The sequence below is a fragment of the Micromonospora parva genome (assembly GCF_040649675.1).
GTDB lineage: Bacteria > Actinomycetota > Actinomycetes > Mycobacteriales > Micromonosporaceae > Micromonospora > Micromonospora parva.
Genome location: NZ_JBEZFX010000003.1, coordinates 62,299 through 83,827 on the forward strand (window position 1 = coordinate 62,299; position 21,529 = coordinate 83,827).

Consider the following 21,529-nt stretch of genomic DNA (forward strand, 5'->3'; position numbering starts at 1 on the left):
ACAGATCCGCCGGCCTGCCAAGGTGCCGGGTCGGCGGCGGCCGGCGGGCCGGACCACATCAGAACGATCAAGATCCATGGGGCACTTCATGCGGTCCTGTTCGGAATGTCGCCCGCCGTTGCAGAACCGTTACCCGTCCGCATCTTGCCCGACATCGAGCCAGCCGAATTAATTTGTTCAGCGATTCGACAAAATGTCGGTGGGGGCACCCTGGCACGGCGTCACCACCGGCTCCATCAGGGACGGCCTTCGGCGAGCCGACTCCCGCGAGCTCTGTCACTACGACACAGGAGGCGGCGTGTCCCGTTCTCGTCGTGCCCGCGTACCCATCACCGCAACCCTGATCTCCCTGGCCATGGCCTCGACCACCCTGTTCGGCACGCCCGCCCAGGCGGCCGCCCAGGTCCCCCCACGGGATGCGAAAGCCGCAGCCCCGGTCAGCCAGGTGGCGCCGAAGGCGCCAAAGGCCGCAGCCGATCCCTACTCCGTCCTCGTCTTCTCCAAGACCGCCGGCTTCCGGCACGACTCCATCCCCACCGGCATCGCCGCCATCCAACAACTCGGCGCCGCCAACGGATTCACCGTTGACAACTCCGAGGACGGCGCCGCATTCACCGACGCCAACCTGGCGAAGTACAAGGCGGTGATCTGGCTCTCCACCACCGGTGACGTGCTCAACGCCGAGCAGCAGGCGGCGTTCGAGCGCTACGTGAAGGCCGGCGGTGGTTACGTCGGCATCCACGCCGCGTCGGACACCGAGTACAGCTGGGCCTGGTACGGCGACCTGGTCGGCGCGTACTTCGCCAACCACCCGCAGAACCAGACGGCCACCGTCAAGGTGGAGGACCACGCCCACCCGTCCACTGCGGAGTTGCCGGACCGCTGGTCCCGCTTCGACGAGTGGTACAACTACCAGAGCAACCCGCGGCCGGACGTGCACGTGCTGGCCAGCCTGGACGAGAAGAGCTACACCCCCGGCGCCGGCGCGATGGGTGCCGACCACCCGGTCGCCTGGTGTCAGGACTACGACGGTGGCCGCTCCTGGTACACCGGTCTGGGGCACACCCGGGAGTCGTACGCCGAGCCCGGCTTCCTCTCCCACCTGCTCGGCGGCATCCAGAGCGCCGCCGGTGTGGTGGACGCCGACTGTGGCGCCTCGAAGACCTCCAACTTCGAGAAGGTCTCCCTGGACAGCAACACCAGCAACCCGATGGAGCTGGACATCGCCCCCGACGGGCGGGTCTTCTACATCGAGCGCGACGGTCGGGTGCAGATCATCAAGCCGGACACCGGCAACACCGTCACCGCCGTCGACCTGGACGTCTTCACCGGCAACGAGGACGGCCTGATCGGCATCCGGCTCGACCCCGACTTCGCCACCAACAAGTGGGTGTACCTGTACTACGCCCCGAACGACGGGGTCACCCGCAACCTGCTGTCCCGCTTCACGGTGACCGGTGACACCATCGACCCGGCCAGCGAGAAGCAGGTGCTGCGGGTCGACACCCAGCGCAACACCTGCTGCCACGCCGGCGGCAGCATGACCTTCGACGGCGAGGGCAACCTGTACCTGGCCACCGGCGACAACACCAACCCGTTCGAGTCGAACTCGTACTCGCCGATCGACGAGCGGGCCGGCCGCCAGGACTACGACGCGCAGCGCACCTCGGCCAACACGAACGACCTGCGCGGCAAGGTGATCCGGATCCATCCGGAGGACGACGGGACGTACACCGTTCCGGCCGGCAACCTGTTCGCGCCGGGCACCGAGAAGACCCGTCCCGAGATCTACGCGATGGGCTTCCGCAACCCGTTCCGGATCGGCACCGACCCGAAGACCAACACGCTGTACGTCGCGGACTACGGGCCGGACGCCAACTCCGACAACCCGAACCGCGGCCCTCGGGGCCTGGTCGAGTGGAACATCGTGACCCCCGGCAACTACGGCTGGCCGTACTGCACCGGGACGAACGAGGCCTACAACGACTACACGTTCCCGTCCGGCCCGAGCGGCGCGAAGTTCGACTGCGCCGCGCCGGTGAACAACTCGCCCAACAACACCGGCCTGACCAACCTCCCGCCGGTCGTCCCCGCGACCGTCGACTACGGGTACGCCGGTGACGCGCGTTACCCGGAGATCGGCGGCGGTGGCGCCCCGATGGGCGGCCCGGTCTACCGCTACGACGCCGACCTCAACTCGACGCGCAAGTGGCCGGCGTACTACGACGGCAAGGCGCTGCTCGGCGAGTGGAACCAGAACAAGATGTACACGATGCAGCTGACCCCCGACGGCAAGTCGTTGGTGGACATCAACCAGCTGCTCACCGGGATGACCATGGTCCGGCCGATGGACTTCGAGTTCGGCCCCGACGGCGCGCTGTACCTGATCGAGTGGGGCAGCGGCTTCGGCGGCAACAACGACAACTCGGGCGTCTACCGGATCGACTACACCGCCGGGGACCGCGCACCGATCGCTGCGGCGTCCGCCACCCCGACCTCGGGTGCGGCGCCGTTGACGGTGACCTTCTCCAGCGCCGGATCCCGGGACCCGGACGGTGGCACGCTCACCTACGCCTGGGCCTTCGGCGACGGGCAGACCTCCACCGAGGCGAACCCGACCCACACGTACGCCACGGCGGGCAACTACACCGCCCAGCTCACCGTCACCAACCCCAAGGGCCGTACCGCGGTGGCCAACGTTCCGGTCACCGTGGGCAACACGTCCCCGACGGTGACCATCGAGTTCCCACCGGACGGCGGGTTCTTCGAGTGGGGTGACCAGGTCCGCTACTCGATCAAGGTGACCGACCCGGAGGACGGGGAGATCGACTGTGACCGGGTGAACCTCCAGGTGCTCCTGGGTCACGACGAGCACGCCCACCCGTTGGAGCAGCACACCGGCTGCACCGGCACCGTCCAGACGTCGCTCGCCTCCGGGCACGGCGCCGAGGCGAACGTCTTCGCGGTCTTCGAGGCCACCTACACCGACGACGGTGGCGCCGGTGGCGCCAGCCCGCTCACCGGTCGGGTCATCGAGGTGCTGCAGCCCAAGCGCAAGCAGGCCGAGTTCTTCACCGCCACCGGGCGGGCACCGGTGAGCACCGGCGGCGGCGACGCCGGCGTGCAGCGGGAAACCGGCGCCGACACCGCCGGCGGCGGTCAGAACATCGGGTTCATCGAGGACGGCGACTGGTGGTCGCTCGCCCCGGCGGACCTGACCAACATCACCGAGATCCGGTTCCGGGCCGCCTCCGCCGCCGCTGGCGGTCGGATCGAGGTTCGCGCCGGTGCGGTTGACGGACCGGTGGTCGCCACGGCCACCGTGCCGGCGACCGGCGCGTGGCAGACGTACACGGACGTGAGCGCACCGGTTACCGGCGCCGCGAGCGGCTCGCTGTACTTCCTGGCCCGCGACCCGAACGGCGGATCGGGTTCGCTGTTCAACGTCAACTGGATGGACTTCGTCGGCCGCGGTGTCACCGAGAACGGGCCGCCGGTGGTCAGTGCCACGGCCACCCCGGCCACCGGCACCGCACCGGTCACCGTCGCCTTCGACGGCACGGCCACCGACGCCGAGGGCGACACCCCACTGACGTACGCCTGGGACTTCGGTGACGGCGGTACGGCGACCACACTGGACGCCAGCCACACCTACACCAGCGCGGGCACCTTCACGGCCACCCTCACGGTGACCGACAGCAAGGGCGCCAAGTCGTACGCCACGGTGCCGGTGCGGGTCGACGCGCCGGACACGTCCTGCTTCGGGGCGCGTTCGGACGACTTCAACGGCAACACCCTCGACAAGGACCGCTGGACGAGCGTGATCCGGGAGAACCAGCTCTACTCGCTCAGTGGCGGCGCACTGCGGCTGCCCACCGGCGTGGGTGACCTCTACGGCGCACGCAACGACGCCACCAACCTGGTGCTCCAGGCGGCTCCGACCGGCGCGTGGGAGATGACCACCAAGGTCACCCTGCCGGTGACGGCCAACTACCAGCAGGCCGGCCTGCTGGTGTACGGCGACGACGACAACTACGCCAAGCTGGACCTGCTGTACAACGGCAGCCGGCGGGTGGAGTTCATCCGGGAGACGGCGGGCACGCCGCGCAACGAGTCTGCCGACGCCACCAACGCACCGGCGGGTGACACCGTGTACCTGCGGGTCACCAGCGACGGGACGAACCTGACCGCGTCCGTTTCGGGCGACGGTCAGACGTTCACCCCGGTCGGCCGTTCGGCCGCGCTCGCCGGCATCACCAACCCGCGGATCGGGGTCTTCGCGCTCAACGGTGGCACCGAGGCACCGGTTGTCGACGCGGCCTTCGACTCGTTCCAGGTGACGCCGGACGCCCCGGCCGGGCCGGTCGACCCCTCGGACGAGTTCAACGGCAGCACGCTGGACAAGTGCCGGTGGGACGCGATCCTGCGGGAGGACCCGACCGGTTACCGGGTCACCGGTGGCGCGTTGCGGATCGACGTGCCCAACGGTGACATCTACGGCACCGACAACACCGGGCCGAAGAACTTCATCCTCCAGACCGCGCCTTCGGGCGACTGGACCCTGGAGACGAAGGTCGACGGCAGTCTGCTGAACGAGCAGTACCAGCAGGCCGGTCTGCTCGTGCAGGCCGACGACGACAACTACCTGAAGTTCGACTTCATCGCGGACAACCAGGCCGGCTCGGCGGTGACGCGGCGGATCGAGTTCCGCAGCGAGATCGCCGGTACGGTGCAGAACCCGCAGCCGGAGGTGACCAACCTGACCAGCGCCGTCTGGCACCTGCGGTTGGCGCGCGTCGGCAACACGTTCACCGCGTCGTACTCGGCGGACGGGACGTCCTGGACCGCGTTGGAGGCGTTGACCAACACCGCGGTGGGTGCCACCCCGAAGGTGGGGCTGTTCACCCTCGGCGCCAACCAGACGGCGTCGAAGACCGCCTCGTTCGACTACTTCCGGCTCAGCACGGAGGTGGCCGACGAGACCGCACCGGTGACCACCGCGGCGGTTTCCGGCACCCCGACCGACGGGTGGTACACCGGACCGGTGACGATCACGCTCACCGGCGCCGACGAGGCCGGCGGTAGCGGGCTCGCCAGCACCGAGTACCAGCTGGACGGGGCCACCACCTGGACGGCGTACACCGCTCCGGTGGCGGTCAGCGGGGACGGCGAGCACGAGCTCCGGTTCCGTTCGACGGACAAGGCCGGCAACGTGGAGGCGACCAAGACCGTCTCGGTCAAGATCGACGCCACCGCGCCGGTGACCACGGCGACGTTCGCTCCGGCGAACGACGCCGGTTGGCACAACGGGACCATCCCGGTCGTGCTGGCCTCCACCGACGCCGGTTCCGGCGTCAAGACGGTGGAGTGGTCGTTGGACGGTGGCGCGTGGACGCCGTACACGACGCCGGTCGAGGTGACCGGTGACGGGCAGCACGAGCTGCTGTACCGCTCGACCGACAAGGCGGGCAACGCCGAGACGCTCAAGTCGGCGGTCTTGAAGATCGACGGCACCAAGCCGACGCTGCTGGTCTCCGGTCTCGCCGACGGCCAGCTCTACGGTGACAGCCAGGACGTTCGGGTGTCCTGGCAGGCCGTTGACCCGACCTCGGGCATCGCGACCGTGGTCGGCCAGCTCGACGGCCAGGCGTACGCCAGCGGCACGCTGCAGGCCATGTACGACCTGTCGCTCGGCCTGCACGAGCTGACCGTGACCGCGACCGACAAGGCGGGCAACAAGACCACCTCGACGGTCCGGTTCTTCGTCACCACCTCGTTCCGGGACATGCAGAGTCTGCTGGACCGGTTCAAGGCGACGGGGCGGCTCTCGACCAAGGCGCACAAGCAACTGTCGAACAAGCTCGACGCTGTGCGGGCGTCCGAGGCGGCCGGCGACGACAAGGCGGCCGTACGGCAGCTGACCGCGTTCCGGACGCTCGCCTCTGACACCACGCTGGTGCCCGAGGCGGAGGTCCGGGACGTCCTGATCCGGGACGCCGACGCCATGATCGTTCGGCTCGGCGGCGCGGCCAGCAAGGCCGGGGTCAAGGCGAACGACGGCGACTCGGTCAAGGGCACCGGACGGCTCGGTGGCGACGCCACCCGGCTGGCACCCGGTCGCCAGCTCTGATCCGACGAGGCCCCTCCCCGGCGCTGCGGCGTCGGGGAGGGGCCTCCCTCATCGGTAGGGAGGGGATGTCCGTGACGGGTATCCGCAAGGTGTTGGCCGCCGGGTCCGTCGGACTGGCCCTGACCCTGTTCGCCGCCGCCCCGGCGGCGCACGCCGCCCAGGCGGCTCAGGCGGCGCAGGCAGCTCCAGCGGCGCAGGCGGCCCGGGTGGTGCAGGGCGCCCCAGCGGCGCAAGCCGCTCCGGCGGCCCGGGCGGCGCAGGCCGACAAGCTCAAGCTCACGGTGGCCGGCGACGGCGCTCAGGGCGTCACCATCCAGGCCAGCTACACCGATGGCCGCCGGCTGGAACAGGTGGTGCGGCTGGTCCTCACCGCCACCGGCCCGGACGGGCAGAAGGTCGGGCCGGTGCAGTTGGAACCGCAGCCCGAGGGGCACGGCTTCTACAGCAGCGGCCCGGTCCTCTCCACCGGCACCTGGAAGGTGACGGTGAACTCCCCCGCCCCGTTGCCGGGCAAGGCCACCGCCACGGTGCAGGCCCGGGCGGCGCAGTCACCGCCGGCGCCCGAGCCGGTCGCGGTGACCAAGCCAACGGACGGGGCAGGCGAGGCGGGCGCCGGCTGGTGGCCGTTCGCGGCGGCCGGCCTGGTCCTCGTCGCCGCGGCGATGGGGGTGGCCATGCTGTTCGGCCGCCGCCGCACCGACTGACGAAGACGATCTCGCCGCCGCACCGACGGATCACCACGATCTCGCCGCCGCTCCGACGGATCACCACGATCTCGCCGCCGCACCGACAGACCACGACGATCTCGCCGCCGCTCCGACAGACCGCGACGATCTCGCCGGGGCGGCCGACTGAGCGACACTGACGACGGAACGGGCCGGGCCGCAACCAGCGGCCCGGCCCATCGTCATCTCACCCACCGAGCCGGATTGGTCGGTCACCGCCAGCCCGCGCTGGCGTCACCGGGCCGCGGTCATGATCGACTCGACTTTCATGAAACCGCGCCTTCCCCGGCCCCAGGTCACCGCGACTTCCAGGAACACGAGTGGATCAAGGCGCCGCGCCGGCCGCACCGCACCGAGCCCGGCCGCACCGAGAGCCAGGCCGCACCGAGAGCCCGGCCGCGCCGCTCAGAGGACGGCGCGCAGCGCCGCCAGGTCCTCGTCGCTGGGCTCCCAGGTGCCGGCGGCGGCGTTGGCGCGTACCTGCTCGGGCGTGGTGGCACCGGCGATCACCGAGGTCACCGCCGGCTGGGCGGCCAGCCCACCGATCGCCACCTGGAGCATGCTCAGACCCCGCTCGGCCGCGTACGCCTCGATCGCCTCGATGGTGTCCCAGTCGGCGGCGGCGAGCCGCTCGGCGTACCGGCCACCGCCGGAGAGCCGGCTGCCGGCCGGGGGCTGCTCGCTGCGCTTGTACTTGCCGGTGAGCAGGCCGTTGGCGAGCGGGAAGAACGGCAGCATGCCGAGGCCGAACCGCTCGCACGCCGGGATCACCTCGGCCTCCACCGAGCGTTCCACCAGGCTGTAGTGGTTCTGCGCGCTGATGAAGCGCGACCGGCCGTTGGACGAGGCGACCCAGTCCGCGTCGGCGATCTGCCAGCCGGCGAAGTTGGAGTTGCCCAGGTAACGCACCTTGCCGTCGCGGACCAGGTCGTCCAGGGCGGCCAGGGTCTCGTCGATCGGGGTGCCCGGGTCGGGCTCGTGCATCTGGTACAGGTCGATGTGGTCGGTGCCGAGTCGGCGCAGCGACGCCTCCACCGCACGGGCGATGTAGCGCCGCGCACCCCGCGCGCCGTAGTCCGGCCCGTTGAGGCCGTTCATGTCCATGCCGAACTTGGTGGCCAGCACCACGTCGTCCCGGCGGCCCTTGAGCGCCTGCCCGAGCAGCTCCTCGGAGCCGCCCTGCGGCTCGCCGTAGATGTCGGCGGTGTCGAAGAGGGTGATGCCGGCGTCCACTGCGGCGTCGACCACCGCCCGGGTGCCGTCGAGGTCGAGCTTGCGGCCGAAGTTGTTGCAGCCGATGCCGACCACGGACACCACGAGCCCGGAGTCGCCCAGCCGGCGATAGGTCATGTCAGTCACGAGATCCACCCTATGCCGGCGCGGTGCGGGCCACCTCGGCGGCGGCTCAACCGACGACCTCACTGACCAGCTCACGGGCAGCGTCGATGGTCGCGGCCAGTTCGGCGGGGCCGTGACCGACGGCTCCCAACAGCGCGTGCGCCCGCCGCGCGAAGTCCGGCGGCGCACCCGGCAGCCGCCCCGCGGCGTCGATCATCCCTTTCTCGTTGACCAGCCACCGGCCCGCCCGGGCGTGCAGCACCTGGGCGAGCACCCCGATCGTCCGGAACAGGCAGCCCGCGACGTACCCGCTGTCCCCGCGAGCGCTGGCCTTGGCCGCGCCGGCCAGCAGGAAGCCGGCCTCCCAGCCGCCCGCCACCAGCGCGTCGGCCAGCGCGGGCGGGTAATCCCGGGTCTGTTCCTTCAGGCGGGTCAGCTGGCCGGTCGGGTCCGCGAGCACCTGACACAGCGCCACCTCGCCGACATAGGCCGACGAGTAGAACCCGAGGGGGTGCCCGGCCTGCACACCGACCTCGTACCGGCCGGCGCGGCAGTCCGTCCAGACGCGGCGCACCCGGTCGAGGTCCCGGTAGATCCAGTCCACGGCGACCCCGCCGATCCGCAGCCAACCACCGCCGTCGACCCACTGCCCCCAACCACCCGGTGCGGTGAGTACCACCGCCGGGTCGTCGGCGACGGTCGCGGCTATCGCCCGCAGCGCCGGTACGTCCGGCTCACCCTGGTAGTACAGGCCGAGGTCCCAGTCGGAGTCGGGGCGGTGCTCGCCGCGTGCCCGGCTGCCGCCGAGCGCCACGGCGACCACGCCCGGCACGGCGCACAGCCGGTCGGGCAGGTCGGCCGGGATCACCCGACGTCCCAGACCGGTTCCGGGGTCTCCACCACCTCGCTGTCGCCCCGGAACAGCACGAACCGGTCGAAGGAGCGGGTGAACCAGCGGTCGTGGGTGACCGCGATCACCGTCCCCTCGAACGCGTTCAGGCCCGCTTCGAGCGCTTCCGCGCTGGCCAGGTCGAGGTTGTCGGTGGGCTCGTCGAGCAGCAACAGGGTCGCCCCGGACAACTCCAGCAGCAACACCAGGAACCGGGCCTGCTGCCCGCCGGAGAGCGTGCCGAACCGCTGGTCGCCCTGCGCGGCCAGCTCGTAGCGGCTGAGCACGCCCATCGCCGCGTGTCGGTCCATCCCGGTGCGGTGTTCGTCGCCGCGCCAGAGAATCTCGACGAGCGTCTTCGACATCAGCTCCGGCCGGTCGTGGGTCTGGGAGAAGTGCCCGGGGCGGACCCGGGCACCGAGGCGGGCCACGCCGTCGTGCGCCACCGGTGCGAGCGCCCCCGCTCCGTCGACCGGTCCGTTCGCCGGGTCGGGGTCGGTGCCGCCGCGCGCCAGCAGCCGCAGGAAGTGCGACTTGCCGGTGCCGTTGGCACCGAGCACCGCCACCCGGTCGCCGTACCAGATCTCCAGGTCGAAGGGGTAGGTCAGGCCGTCGAGTTCAAGCTGCTCGCAGACGACCGCGCGCTTGCCGGTCCGCCCGCCGGCCAGCCGCATCCGGATGTCCTGGTCCTTCGGGGGTACGGGCGGCGGCCCGGCCTCCTCGAACTTCCGCAACCGGGTCTGCGCGGCCTGGTAGCGCGAGGCCAACCCGTCGTTGTACGCGGCCTTCTGCTTGTACATCAGCATCAGCTCACGCAGCTTCTGGTGTTCCTCGTCCCACCGTCGGCGCAGCTCGTCGAGGCGGGCGTGCCGGGCCACCCGTGCCTCGTGCCAGCTGGCGAAGCCGCCCGGGTGCACCCAGGCACTGCCACCCTCGACGGCGACCACCCGGTCGGCGCTCTGGGCCAGCAGCTCGCGGTCGTGCGAGACGTAGAGCACCGACTTGGTCGACTCGCGCAGTCGCGCCTCCAGCCAGCGTTTGCCGGGCACGTCGAGGAAGTTGTCCGGCTCGTCGAGCAGCAGCACCTCGTCCGGGCCGCGCAGCAGCAACTCCAGCGCGAAGCGCTTCTGCTGGCCGCCGGAGAGGGTACGCACCGGCCGGTCCCGGACGGCGTCCCACGGCTGACCGAGCACGATCGTCGCGACGGTGTCGAAGAGCACCTCGGCGTCGTACCCGCCGGCCTCGCCCCAGGCGCCGAGCGCATCGGCGTACGCCAGTTGGGCCTTGCCCGCGGCGTTGCTGAACGTGCCGTGGGCCTCGGCCGCCCGCATTGCCGCCTCGGTCTCGCCGAGTCGCCGGCCGGCGTCGCGCAGGGCCGGCGGGGCGAGCGACAACGCCAGGTCGGCGAGGCTCGACTCGTCGCCGATCATGCCGATGAACTGGCGCATCACGCCCAGCCCGCCGGCCCGTGCGACGACGCCGGTGCGCACCGGCAGGTCGCCGGCGACCATCCTCAGCAGCGTCGTCTTTCCCGCGCCGTTCGGCCCGACCAGGGCGACCTTGCTGCCCTCACCGACCCGGAACGACACGTCGGCGAAGAGTTCCCGACCGTCGGGCAGGATGTGCCCGACCGCTGCCACGTCCACGTATCCCACGCCGGGATCCTGCCCCAGTGAGGGTCGGGGGGTACATCCAATTACCGGGTGACGCGCAGCACCCGGAAGCCCTTCTGGCTGGCGTACCGCTCGACCTGCCAACTCTGCTCGGTGAGCCAGCGTTGCAGCGAGTCGCCGCCGAGGTGTCGGGCGACGACCAACCAGCCGACACCGTCCGGGGCGAGTCGGGGCAGCCAGCGCCGCAACAGCTCGTGCAGCTCGTCCTTGCCGATCCGGATGGGCGGGTTCGACCAGAGCTGGGCGAAGCGGAGGTCTTCCGGGACGTCGTCCGGTGCGCTGACCCGGACCCGGTCGGCGGCGCCGATCCGAGCCGCGTTGGCGACGGTCAGCTCGCGGGCCCGGGCATTGACGTCGACGGCCCAGATGGTGCTGGCCGGCGCGACGTCGGCCAGGACGCAGCTGATCGGCCCGAACCCGCAACCGAGGTCGAGCAGGTCGCCCACGGTGTCGGCGGCGGGCAGCTCGGCCTTGCGCAGCAGCACGGCGGTGCCCGGGTCGAGTCGGCTGGCGGAGAAGACTCCGCCGGCCGAGGCGAGCCGGTAGTCGCGGTCGGCGACGGAGAACTCGACCTCGCGCGCCGGGGCGTCGCTGGTGGGCTGAGCGGTGAAGTAGTGGTCGCCGGTCACCGGGCAATTCTCGCACCGGCCCGGGAAGGACCGCCGGGGCGATCGGCCTTCTCCACGGACCTGTCCCGGCCCACGCGCGCATTTCCCTGAAATTACCCCCTAAAGGGACAATCGCTCCTACTCTGGGCGACATGGTGTATCGGTACGAGTCCGATGAGGACGCTTTCGAGGATTACCCGGAGCCCGGGTCCGACCTGTCGGTGCTCGGCACCGGCCCGCCCCCGCCGGCCGGGCCGTCCCCGTCGCGCTTCCCGACGCCGTCGCTGCCCCGGCCGAACCAGCTCTCGCTGCCCTCGTCGTCGCCCGCGCCGACCCGCGCCGACCCGCCACAGTCCGCGCCGGTACGGGCCGACCTGCCGCAGTCCACGCCGACTCGTGCCGACATCCCGCCCGCACCGCCGCGCAGCCAGATCTACACGTCGGCGACCCCGGTGGAACCGAACGCCCGGCGCGGCGGCGGCCGGCTGTGGCAGGTACTGATCGGCGGTGCCGCCGTCCTGGTACTGCTCGCCCTCTGCGGCCTCGGCGCCGCCGCGCTGCTCATCGACCGCAACGAGCAGCAGCCGCAGAGCAACCCGACGTACCAGCCGAACGCCGCCGCGCCGTCGGCCACGCCGGAACGGGTGGCCCTCGACTCCCGGGACACCGACCAGGCCCCGCTCACCGCCAAGGAACTCTTCCCCGGCAAGGAACTGAAGCTCACCGACGGCCAGCCCAGCTACCGGGTGCTCAAGACCCAGTCCAGCGGCAGTTGTGCCGTCGCCGCCACCGACGAGGTCGCCGACCTGCTGGTCCGGCTCGGCTGCAACCAGATCGTCCGGGCGACGCTGAGCACGCCCGACGACGGGCACCTGGTCACCGCCGGCCTGTTCAACCTCACCGACAAGGTCAGCGCGGAACGAGCCCGGGACCGGCTCCGGCAGCTGCTCGACGAACGGCAGGGCCGTTTCCGTGGCCTCACCGGCGACGACGGCGACGGCACCGACGTCCTGACCAGCGCTCCGGCACGCGTCGGCTGGCAGGTCCGCGGCCACTACCTGGCGTACGCCCTGGTGGTTCGCAAGGACGGCGCGGCGGTCAAGGCGGGTGACGCCAAGGTCCGCGAGATCCTGTTCGACATGATCGAGCTGCACCTCAGCCGGGGCGTGCTGCAACAGCGCGCCGACGGTGGCACGGCCGCGCAACCGACGGCCGGGCCGACCGACAACAGTGGAAGCCAGGGCGGCAACGGCGAGCTGCCAGGCGACTGACCGGTTCCCCGATGACGGGTGTGCTGCCGACAGGTGGCACACCCGTCGTCATTGGCGGTCCGGGCGGTCAGCCTTCGACCGGAACCCGCAACCGGCGGGTCAGGTCGGCGCGGCGTGCGTACTCGGTCGGATCGGACGGGTAGCCGACCGCGACCAGGGTCAGCCCGTGGGCGGGCGCCACTGTCACCTCGCTGGAACGCTCCTGACGGGTGAGCAGGCTCCCCGGCCACTCGACCGGGCGACGGCCGTCCCCGGCCACCAGCATCGCCCCCACGAGGCTGCGCACCATCGCCTGGCAGAACGCGTCGGCCTGCACGGTGGCGACCAGAATGCCGTCCGGGTCGCGACGCCAGTCCAGCCTGGTCACCTCGCGCAGCGTGGTCGCGTGCTCCTTGCGCCGGCAGTACGCGGCGAAGTCGTGCTCCCCCACCAGCCCGGCCGCGGCGGCGTTCAGCGCCGTCAGGTCCAACGGTCTCGGCCAGGCCAGCACCTCGTGCCGGCGCAGCGGCTCCGCGCCGAAGGGCGCATCGGTGACCCGGTACTCGTAGCGCCGGAAGGTTGCCGAGAACCGGGCGTCGAAGTCGGCCGGCACCTCCGTCATCGCCCGTACCCGCACGTCGGTGGGGAGCAGCCGGGCCAGGCGGCGCAGCAGTCGCCCCTCGTGCTGTCGCCACACCTCCACCGGCAGGTCCAGGTGGCACACCTGCCCGGTGGCGTGCACCCCCGCGTCGGTCCGCCCGGCCACCGTCAGCCCGGTGGCAGTGCCGACGCCGAGAACCAGGTCCAGGGTGTCGACGAGCACCCCCGCGACGGTGCGCCGGGCCGGCTGGGCGGCCCAGCCGGAGAAGTCGGCGCCGTCGTACGAGACGTCCAGCCGCAGCCGGATCCGCTCGTCCACCTCGTACCTCCTGTTACGGGTCGGGCCCGACACCCCGATGGGGTGCCGGGCCCGACAATGCCCTTGATCAGGCCTTGTTCTCGGTGGCCTCGTCGCTGTCCTCGCGGGCGGCGGCGGTGTCACCGGACGCCGACACCGGCGCCTCGGAGTCCTGGTCGGCCGGAGCCGACTTCGGGGCCTCGTCGGCCGGGGCGAGCGCCTCGACCTTGTCCTGCTGCGCGGCCTTGCGGGCGGCGGTCTTCTTGTTCGCCTTCGGCTCGGCGACCTGAAGCTCCTCCACCAGCTCGATGATCGCCATCGGAGCGGCGTCACCCTTGCGCGGACCGGTCTTCACGATCCGGGTGTAACCGCCGGGGCGGTTGGCGTACCGGGGCGCGATCTGGTCGAACAGGGCGTAGACGACGTCCTTGTCCTTGACGACACCCAGCACCCGACGCCGCGAGGCGAGGTCACCGCGCTTGGCCTTGGTGATGAGCTGCTCGGCCAGCGGGCGCAGCCGCCGGGCCTTCGTCTCGGTGGTCTGGATCTTGCCGTGCTGGAACAGCGCGGTCGCCAGGTTGGCGAGCATCAGCCGCTCGTGCGAGGGGCTGCCGCCGAGGCGGGGGCCCTTGGTGGGCGTGGGCATTTTTGGTGCTCCTCAGTTGTGGCGGCAGCGCGGACTAGAGCTGCTCGGTCTCGCGGTAGTCGTCGGTGTCGTAGTCGGCCTCGCCGAAGGTGTCCACGACGTGCGCCGGGTCGAAGTTCGGAGCCGAGTCCTTCAGCCCGAGACCCATCCCGGCGAGCTTCATCTTGACCTCGTCGATCGACTTCTGACCGAAGTTGCGGATGTCGAGGAGGTCGGCCTCGGTACGCCCGATGAGCTCACCAACGGAGTTGATGCCCTCGCGCTTGAGGCAGTTGTAGGAGCGGACGGTGAGGTCCAGCTCCTCGATCGGCAGAGCGAGGTCCGCCGCCAGCTGGGCGTCCTGCGGGGACGGCCCGATGTCGATGCCCTCGGCGGTCTCGTCCAGCTCCCGGGCGAGCCCGAACAGCTCCACCAGCGTCGAACCGGCGGAGGCCAGCGCGGTACGCGGGCCCATCGACGGCTTGGTCTCGACGTCGATGATCAGCCGGTCGAAGTCGGTACGCTGCTCGACACGGGTCGCCTCGACGCGGTAGGTCACCTTCAGCACCGGCGAGTAGATCGAGTCGACCGGGATGCGGCCGATCTCGGCGCCGGACTGCTTGTTCTGCGCCGCCGTCACGTAGCCCCGGCCCCGCTCGACGGTCAGCTCCATGTCGAGCCGGCCCTTGCCGTTCAGGGTGGCGAGCTTCAGATCCGGGTTGTGCACCGAGACGCCGGCCGGCGGCTGGATGTCGCCCGCCGTCACGTCGCCCGGGCCCTGCTTACGCAGGTACATGCTGACCGGCTCGTCGTGCTCGGAGCTGACGCACAGCTCCTTGATGTTCATGACGAGCTCGACCACGTCCTCCTTGACACCGGGGATCGTGGTGAACTCGTGCAGCACACCGTCGATCTTGATCGAGGTGACGGCCGCGCCCGGGATCGACGACAGCAGCGTACGCCGCAGCGAGTTGCCCAGGGTGTAGCCGAAGCCCGGCTCCAGCGGCTCGATGGCGAACCGCGACCGGGTCTCGTTGATCGACTCCTCGGAGAGGGAGGGTCGCTGGCTGATGAGCATCTTTTCTCTTCTCTTCCGGGACGCCCGCTATTTGACGCCCACGACACAAACTGTTCCGGTGGCCCGCCCAAGCGGGCGGGCCACCGCAACGAGCCCGACTACTTGGAGTAGAGCTCGACGATCAACTGCTCCTGGACCTGCGTGTCGATGACCTGCCGGGCCGGGAGGGAGTGCACGAGCACCTTCATCTGGCTCGGGATGGCCTCAAGCCACGCCGGAACCGTCTTCGAGCCGGCCTGAGCCTGCGCGACGATGAACGGGGTGAGCTCCTTGCTCTTGCCCCGAACCTCGATGATGTCGTGCTCCTTGACGCGGTACGACGGGATGTCGACCTTCTTGCCGTTCACCGTGAAGTGACCGTGCTTGACCAGCTGGCGGGCCATGTCCCGCGAGTGGGCGAAGCCGGCGCGGTAAACGACGTTGTCCAGCCGCGACTCGAGGATCTGCAGGAGGACCTCACCGGTCTTGGCCTGCTTGCCGACGGCTTCCTCGTAGTAACCGCGGAACTGCTTCTCCAGCACGCCGTAGACGCGGCGGGCCTTCTGCTTCTCGCGGAGCTGGAGCAGGTACTCCGTCTCCTTCGTGCGGCCGCGGCCGTGCTGCCCGGGCGGGAACGGCCGGGACTCGAACGGGCACTTCGGACCATCGCACTTGCTGCCCTTGAGGAACAGCTTCATCTTCTCCCGCCGGCAACGGCGGCAGTCTGCACCGGTGTAACGAGCCATCTCTCTCTACCTCTCAGACCCGGCGACGCTTCGGCGGACGGCACCCGTTGTGCGGCTGCGGGGTGACGTCGGCGATCTGCCCGACCTCGAGGCCCACTGCCTGCAGCGAACGGATGGCGGTTTCCCGGCCGGAGCCGGGGCCCTTGACGAACACGTCGACCTTGCGCATGCCGTGCTCCATGGCGCGACGCGCGGCAGCCTCGGCGGCCAGCTGCGCGGCGAACGGAGTCGACTTGCGGGAGCCCTTGAAGCCGACCTGGCCGGCGGAGGCCCAGGAGATGACCGCACCGGTCGGGTCCGTGATGGACACGATGGTGTTGTTGAACGTGCTCTTGATGTGCGCCTGCCCGTGGGCGACGTTCTTGCGTTCCTTGCGCCGGACCTTCTTTACAGCGGCTCCGGCACGAGCCTTCGGTGGCATAAGTCTGTGCGCTCCTAGTTGACTTTCCGGACTGGGTTGCGGTCTGGCCCGCCTCGGCGGCGACCGACCCCGTCATCCGGTTAAGAACTACTTCTTGCCGGGCTTCTTCTTGCCGGCGACGGTCCGCTTCGGGCCCTTGCGGGTCCGGGCATTGGTCTTGGTCCGCTGGCCACGCACGGGCAGGCCCCGGCGGTGCCGGATGCCGGCGTAGCAGCCGATCTCGACCTTGCGGCGGATGTCAGCGGCGACCTCGCGGCGCAGGTCGCCTTCAACCTTGTAGTTGCCCTCGATGTGGTCGCGGAGCTGCACGAGCTCCTCGTCCGTGAGGTCCCGAGCGCGCTTGTCCGGCGAGATGCCGGTGGCGGCGAGCGTCTCCAGGGCGCGGGTGCGACCGACCCCGAAGATGTAGGTGAGCGCGATCTCCAACCGCTTTTCGCGGGGGAGATCCACGCCGACTAGACGTGCCATGTGCGGGCGTACTCCTCGTGATGTGTGGCGGAGGTGTGGACCCGTCCCACCCCGCTACCGGCCGTCCCGTCCTTCCGACGCGATCAGCGCCGGCGACCGGGATCGGTCGCTGCCCAAGCGGGCCCCGGCCTCCGACCGGGGGTCAGCCACGAGGGAGTACGCATCGCGTACCGCTCGCGGCTGGGACGAGCATGTGTGATGTGTGTGTCGCTGGGGATCTGCCGGGACCAACGCCACCCGGCCGTGCTCCGGCCGGACGGGCTGAGTCAGCCCTGGCGCTGCTTGTGGCGCGGGTCGCTGCAGATGACCATGACCCGGCCGTGCCGGCGGATAACCCGGCACTTGTTGCAGATCCTCTTGACGCTCGGCTTGACCTTCACGGTTGCCTTACTTCCCATCTGGCCCGGGGACGCGCGTTGCGCGACACCGGACGTCGAAGACGGACACGGGACTTCCCGGCCGTCGTCAGGACTACTTGTAGCGGTAGACGATGCGCCCGCGGGTCAGGTCGTACGGCGAAAGTTCGACGACGACCCGGTCCTCCGGAAGGATGCGGATGTAGTGCTGCCGCATCTTGCCGCTGATGTGAGCCAACACCTTGTGGCCGTTCGCGAGCTCCACCCGGAACATGGCGTTCGGCAGGGGCTCGATGACCCGACCCTCGATCTCAATGGCTCCGTCTTTTTTCGGCATGTCCTCCGCTGTCCTGACGTCGATTGCTCCGGGCGGCCCACAACGTCTTACACGGAAATCTGATCAGAATCAGAAGCCCGCGCCAGCCGCGGCTCCAGCTCCCACCGAAGCGCAGGGTGGGCATGCCGGAGTGGACGCTGTGCGCCGATCTGAAAGTGTACGCCGGCCTGCAGGCCGCCGCCAAACCGACCACCCCCCACCCCGCGCGTCGCCCCCACGGCCCCCATCCCCAGTTCCGTTGATCATGAAGTTGTTGCCACGAATCGCCGGTGTCGGTGGCAGTAACTTCATGATCAACGCGGGAAGAGTGGGGGCCGAGCCGGGCGGCCCGGGGTTATTGGGGGGTGTCGGGGTTGATGGCGCGCTTTGCCTGTTTGCGTTCTTGGCGGCGCTGCCGCTTGATGGCCTCGCGCCGGGGCTCTCCCCCGGCCAGTCCCGTGACGGTGCGGATCACCAGCACCGCGCCCCACGGCCCGGCCACCCAGGCCGGCCAGAAGTGCTGCAGGTCCTGGCTGAGCAGTGACGCCACCGCCCAGATGGTCACCACGATGGCAATCACCCGCAGGTACGGGAACCACACCTCGGCCAACCAGCGGGCGGTGGCACCCCGGGTGGCCGTCTGACCGGGCTGGTCACCCAGCAGGCCCACGGTCGGCGCGGTCGCCGGCGCCAGACCCGACCGCTGCGCCGGCGTCACCGGCGGCAGGTCGGCGAGCAGGACCTTCAGGTCGGCGTACGTGCGTGCGGCGTAGGCCCGCTGCAACCGCTCGTCGTACTCGTGCAGGTCCAGCCGGCCCTCCTCGAGGGCGACCCGCAACCGGTCGGCCACCGCCGCACGGTCCGAGTCAGCGGCTCGCATCCCGTCGCGCCCGTCCATGCCGGCAAGCATGCCACCGTCGCGCCAGTCCGCCCGACCCCCGACCCTGGTCGATCATGAAGTTGTTGCCAGTCTCACCGGCGTGTCGGGGCAACAACTTCATGCTCAACGGGCGGACCGAGGACCCTGGGAGGGTTAGGGGGTTGTTGAGGCGGCAGGTTGGCGGGCGGTCACCAGGTCGCCCAGGCGGGCGCGGCCTCCGTCGAAGGCGGTGAGCACCCAGACCCCGTCCGGCAGCAACGCCATCGAGTGCTCGACGTGCGCGGCCACCGAGCCGTCCCGGGTGACGACCGTCCACCCGTCGGCCAACTCGACGGTACGCGGCGACGCCATGGTGATCATCGGCTCGATCGCCAGCGCCATCCCGGGAACCAGACGCGGGCCCTTGCCCGGCCGGCCGTGGTTGAGCACGTGCGGGTCCTGATGCATCTCGGTCCCGATGCCGTGCCCGCCGTAACCGTCGACGATGCCGTACCGACCGCCCTTGCGCACAGCGGTCTCCACCGCGTGCGAGATGTCGGTGAGGCGGCCCTTGCCGCTCGCCGCGCCCCGGGCGGCGGCGGCGATGCCGGCCCACATCGCGTCCTCGGCGACCTCGGCCATCTTCAGCAGCGCCGGGTCGACGTCGCCGACCCCGACCGTGATGGCGGAATCGCCGTGCCACCCGTCCAACACCGCGCCGCAGTCGATGGAGATCAGGTCACCGGGCTGGAGCACCTGCTTCGGCGACGGGATGGCGTGCACGATCTGCTCGTTGACCGAGGAACAGATCGACGCCGGGAACCCGTGATAGCCCTTGAACGACGGAACGCCACCCGCCTCGCGGATGGTCGCCTCGGCGATAGCGTCCAGATCGGCGGTGCTCACGCCGGGGGTAACAGCCTCCCGCATCCGGCGCAGCGCCTCGGCCACCACCAGCCCGGCGGCCCGCATCTTCTCGATCTGGTCAGGAGTCTTCAGCTGGATGTCCAGCTGGGGACGACGCATGGAGCAGTTACCTTTCGTGGCCGTTCAGCGGGGCACGTCACGCGTACCCCGCTGTTCGCACTCTATCCGCCGTGAACCGGTCGGACCTCAGCCGCCGTACGACCGCAGGGCGTCGATGGCCCGGGTGGTGACGTCCTCCACCGGGCCGGTGGCGTCGATCCCGACCAGCTTGCCCTGAGCGCCGTAGTAGTCGACCAGGGGTGCGGTCTTCTCGCTGTACTCACGAAGCCGCGTGGCGATCGTCTCCGGCTTGTCGTCGTCGCGCTGGAACAGCTCGGCGCCGCACCGGTCACAGATGCCCGGCCGGGTGGTGGCGTCGAACTCGACGTGCCAGATCTTGCCGCAGCCCCGGCAGGTACGCCGACCGGAGAGCCGCCGGATCACCTCGTCGTCGTCGACGACCAGCTCCAGGACCAGATCCAGGGCGGTGCCCAGATCAGCGAGGAGCTTGTCCAGAGCGGCCGCCTGCGGAGTCGTCCGCGGGAAGCCGTCGAGCAGGAAACCCTCGCTGGCGTCGGGCTCGGCCAGCCGGTCCCGGACCATGTTGATGGTGACCTCGTCCGGGACCAGCTCGCCCGCGTCCATGTACCGCTTCGCCTCGATACCGAGGGGCGTGCCCTGGGTGACGTTCGACCGGAAGATGTCTCCGGTCGAGATCTTCGGCACCGAGAGGTGTGCGGCGATGAACTCGGCCTGTGTGCCCTTGCCCGCGCCCGGCGGGCCAACCAGAACGAGTCTCATCTACCGCAGGAACCCTTCGTAGTTCCGCTGCATGAGTTGGCTCTCGATCTGCTTCACGGTCTCCAGACCGACGCCGACCATGATGAGCACAGCGGTGCCGCCGAACGGGAAGTTCTGGTACTGCTGGTTGTCCAGCCAGATGAAGAAGAAGTTCGGCAGGATCGAGATCACGCCGAGGTAGAGCGCGCCCGGCAGGGTGATCCGGCTGAGGATGAAGTCGAGGTAGTCGGCGGTCGGCTTGCCGGGGCGGATGCCCGGCACGAAGCCGCCGTACTTCTTCATGTTGTCAGCGACCTCGGTCGGGTTGAACGTGATCGACACGTAGAAGTACGTGAAGAAGATGATCAGCAGGAAGTAGACCGAGATGTAGATCGGGCTGCTCGGGTTGACCAGGTTGTTCTGGATCCACGACTGGGTCTTGCCCGGGTCGGTCTGGTCGAAGAACTGCAGCGCCAACTGCGGCAGGTAGAGCAGCGACGAGCCGAAGATGACCGGGATCACACCAGCCTGGTTGACCTTCAGCGGGATGTAGGTCGACGTGCCGCCGTACATCCGCCGGCCGATCATCCGCTTGGCGTACTGCACCGGGATCCGGCGCTGCGCCTGCTCGATGAAGGTGACAGCGGTGATGACCACCAGGACCAGGGCGATGACCAGGGCGAACATGTCCCAGCCCTTGCTGGTCTTGATCTGCCAGCCCTCGCTGGGCAGCCGCGCCGCGATCGAGGTGAAGATCAGGACGGACATGCCGTTGCCGACGCCGCGGTCGGTGATCAGCTCGCCGAGCCACATGACCATGCCGGTGCCGGCGGTCATCGTCATCACCAGGATGGACAGCGTCAGCCAGTCCGGGATGCCGGTGCCGGTCGGGATGATCGGGAACTGGTCGCACCGGTTCTGGAACAGCTGGCCGGAGCGGGCCAGGGCCACGAACGCCGAGGCCTGCAGCACACCGAGGCCCAGGGTCAGGTAGCGGGTGTACTGGGTGATCTTCGCCTGACCGGCCTGGCCCTCCTTGCGGAGCTGCTCCAGACGCGGGATCACGACGGTCAGCAGCTGCAGGATGATCGACGCGGTGATGTAGGGCATGATGCCCAGCGCGAAGACCGAGAGCTGCAGCAGCGCTCCGCCGGAGAAGAGGTTGAGCAGGTTCACCACCCCGGTGGTGTCACCCTGGATGGTGTCGAGGCACTTCTGCACGTTGCCGTACGAGACGCCCGGGCTGGGGAGCGTTGCACCCAGCCGGTAGACCGCGATGATGCCTACTGTGAACAGCAGCTTCTTGCGCAGGTCAGGCGTACGGAACGCACTGAGAAAGGCGGACAGCAACTTCTTCCTCCTGCGCGAGGCGGGCCGCCGGTGATCCCTGGCGGGTCGGGGTGGATCACGGGCGAGTGCCCGCA

Annotated in this window: 18 protein-coding genes and 1 pseudogene; 3 read left to right on the plus strand and 16 right to left on the minus strand. The window is 70.2% G+C overall.

The genetic code is table 11. The features are described 5' to 3' along the window. Positions 1-298 precede the first annotated feature (298 nt). Both AB0C03_RS08735 and AB0C03_RS08740 read left to right on the plus strand, forming a co-directional pair. Positions 299-6,130, plus strand: a complete 5,832-nt coding sequence (locus AB0C03_RS08735; protein WP_357635640.1) for a ThuA domain-containing protein — start codon at positions 299-301, stop codon at positions 6,128-6,130. A 71-nt stretch (positions 6,131-6,201) separates the two neighbouring features. Next, positions 6,202-6,834, plus strand: a complete 633-nt coding sequence (locus AB0C03_RS08740) for a hypothetical protein (RefSeq protein ID WP_357635643.1) — start codon at positions 6,202-6,204, stop codon at positions 6,832-6,834. Positions 6,835-7,260: 426 nt separating this feature from the next. Here the strand turns inward: AB0C03_RS08740 and AB0C03_RS08745 are convergent, their stop codons facing one another. From AB0C03_RS08745 to AB0C03_RS08760, 4 genes are read right to left on the minus strand one after another with little or no spacing between them, the layout of a single operon-like run. Continuing rightward, positions 7,261-8,223, minus strand: coding sequence for an aldo/keto reductase (locus tag AB0C03_RS08745; RefSeq protein WP_357635646.1), 963 nt, complete (start codon positions 8,221-8,223; stop codon positions 7,261-7,263). Positions 8,224-8,260: 37 nt separating this feature from the next. Further along, positions 8,261-9,061: a nucleotidyltransferase domain-containing protein gene (locus AB0C03_RS08750; protein ID WP_030329933.1), complete on the minus strand. Its 801-nt coding sequence runs from the start codon at positions 9,059-9,061 to the stop codon at positions 8,261-8,263. Next, positions 9,058-10,737 carry an ABC-F family ATP-binding cassette domain-containing protein gene (locus AB0C03_RS08755; protein WP_210861578.1) on the minus strand — a complete coding sequence of 560 codons (1,680 nt, stop codon included), beginning with the start codon at positions 10,735-10,737 and terminating at the stop codon, positions 9,058-9,060. Before AB0C03_RS08755 ends, AB0C03_RS08750 begins: the two co-directional genes overlap by 4 nt. A gap of 41 nt (positions 10,738-10,778) precedes the next feature. After that, complete coding sequence (locus tag AB0C03_RS08760) at positions 10,779-11,384, minus strand: class I SAM-dependent methyltransferase (RefSeq protein ID WP_357635651.1); 606 nt, start codon at positions 11,382-11,384, stop codon at positions 10,779-10,781. A gap of 131 nt (positions 11,385-11,515) precedes the next feature. On the opposite strand from AB0C03_RS08760, the gene AB0C03_RS08765 reads away from it, so the two are divergent. Continuing rightward, positions 11,516-12,634 carry a hypothetical protein gene (locus tag AB0C03_RS08765; RefSeq protein ID WP_357635654.1) on the plus strand — a complete coding sequence of 373 codons (1,119 nt, stop codon included), beginning with the start codon at positions 11,516-11,518 and terminating at the stop codon, positions 12,632-12,634. 67 nt (positions 12,635-12,701) lie between these two features. Here AB0C03_RS08765 and truA read toward each other — a convergent pair whose 3' ends face one another. The 12 genes and pseudogenes from truA to secY all read right to left on the minus strand — a co-directional run bounded on the left by truA (position 12,702) and on the right by secY (position 21,455). Then, complete coding sequence (truA, locus tag AB0C03_RS08770) at positions 12,702-13,532, minus strand: tRNA pseudouridine(38-40) synthase TruA (protein WP_210864747.1); 831 nt, start codon at positions 13,530-13,532, stop codon at positions 12,702-12,704. 67 nt (positions 13,533-13,599) lie between these two features. Continuing rightward, positions 13,600-14,157, minus strand: coding sequence for a 50S ribosomal protein L17 (gene rplQ, locus AB0C03_RS08775; RefSeq protein ID WP_030329923.1), 558 nt, complete (start codon positions 14,155-14,157; stop codon positions 13,600-13,602). A 34-nt stretch (positions 14,158-14,191) separates the two neighbouring features. Beyond that, positions 14,192-15,214, minus strand: coding sequence for a DNA-directed RNA polymerase subunit alpha (locus AB0C03_RS08780; RefSeq protein WP_007465227.1), 1,023 nt, complete (start codon positions 15,212-15,214; stop codon positions 14,192-14,194). Positions 15,215-15,312: 98 nt separating this feature from the next. Then, positions 15,313-15,939, minus strand: a complete 627-nt coding sequence (gene rpsD / locus AB0C03_RS08785; protein WP_030329921.1) for a 30S ribosomal protein S4 — start codon at positions 15,937-15,939, stop codon at positions 15,313-15,315. Between the two features lie 13 nt (positions 15,940-15,952). Further along, positions 15,953-16,360, minus strand: coding sequence for a 30S ribosomal protein S11 (gene rpsK / locus AB0C03_RS08790; RefSeq protein WP_030329919.1), 408 nt, complete (start codon positions 16,358-16,360; stop codon positions 15,953-15,955). Between the two features lie 87 nt (positions 16,361-16,447). After that, positions 16,448-16,828, minus strand: coding sequence for a 30S ribosomal protein S13 (gene rpsM, locus AB0C03_RS08795; protein WP_030329917.1), 381 nt, complete (start codon positions 16,826-16,828; stop codon positions 16,448-16,450). A 266-nt stretch (positions 16,829-17,094) separates the two neighbouring features. Continuing rightward, positions 17,095-17,208 carry a 50S ribosomal protein L36 gene (gene rpmJ, locus AB0C03_RS08800; RefSeq protein WP_043965539.1) on the minus strand — a complete coding sequence of 38 codons (114 nt, stop codon included), beginning with the start codon at positions 17,206-17,208 and terminating at the stop codon, positions 17,095-17,097. 91 nt (positions 17,209-17,299) lie between these two features. Further along, on the minus strand, positions 17,300-17,521 hold the full coding sequence (gene infA / locus AB0C03_RS08805; protein ID WP_007073013.1) for a translation initiation factor IF-1: 222 nt from the start codon (positions 17,519-17,521) through the stop codon (positions 17,300-17,302). 318 nt (positions 17,522-17,839) lie between these two features. After that, positions 17,840-18,398, minus strand: a pseudogene (locus AB0C03_RS08810) (DUF1707 SHOCT-like domain-containing protein); the annotation flags it as partial. A gap of 135 nt (positions 18,399-18,533) precedes the next feature. Next, positions 18,534-19,385: a type I methionyl aminopeptidase gene (gene map / locus AB0C03_RS08815; RefSeq protein WP_030329913.1), complete on the minus strand. Its 852-nt coding sequence runs from the start codon at positions 19,383-19,385 to the stop codon at positions 18,534-18,536. Positions 19,386-19,472: 87 nt separating this feature from the next. Then, positions 19,473-20,126: an adenylate kinase gene (locus tag AB0C03_RS08820; RefSeq protein WP_030329911.1), complete on the minus strand. Its 654-nt coding sequence runs from the start codon at positions 20,124-20,126 to the stop codon at positions 19,473-19,475. Next, positions 20,127-21,455 carry a preprotein translocase subunit SecY gene (gene secY, locus AB0C03_RS08825; RefSeq protein WP_030329909.1) on the minus strand — a complete coding sequence of 443 codons (1,329 nt, stop codon included), beginning with the start codon at positions 21,453-21,455 and terminating at the stop codon, positions 20,127-20,129. Positions 21,456-21,529: the final 74 nt, after the last annotated feature.

Excerpts from the sequence above, each read along its gene's own strand:
- rpsM (WP_030329917.1), bottom strand. The coding sequence starts at position 16,828 with ATGGCACGTCTAGTCGGCGTGGATCTCCCCCGCGAAAAGCGGTTGGAG.
- infA (WP_007073013.1), bottom strand. The coding sequence starts at position 17,521 with ATGCCGAAAAAAGACGGAGCCATTGAGATCGAGGGTCGGGTCATCGAG.
- AB0C03_RS08820 (WP_030329911.1), bottom strand. The coding sequence starts at position 20,126 with ATGAGACTCGTTCTGGTTGGCCCGCCGGGCGCGGGCAAGGGCACACAG.
- AB0C03_RS08780 (WP_007465227.1), bottom strand. The coding sequence starts at position 15,214 with ATGCTCATCAGCCAGCGACCCTCCCTCTCCGAGGAGTCGATCAACGAG.
- rpsK (WP_030329919.1), bottom strand. The coding sequence starts at position 16,360 with ATGCCACCGAAGGCTCGTGCCGGAGCCGCTGTAAAGAAGGTCCGGCGC.
- rpsD (WP_030329921.1), bottom strand. The coding sequence starts at position 15,939 with ATGGCTCGTTACACCGGTGCAGACTGCCGCCGTTGCCGGCGGGAGAAG.
- map (WP_030329913.1), bottom strand. The coding sequence starts at position 19,385 with ATGCGTCGTCCCCAGCTGGACATCCAGCTGAAGACTCCTGACCAGATC.
- rplQ (WP_030329923.1), bottom strand. The coding sequence starts at position 14,157 with ATGCCCACGCCCACCAAGGGCCCCCGCCTCGGCGGCAGCCCCTCGCAC.
- AB0C03_RS08765 (WP_357635654.1), top strand. The coding sequence starts at position 11,516 with ATGGTGTATCGGTACGAGTCCGATGAGGACGCTTTCGAGGATTACCCG.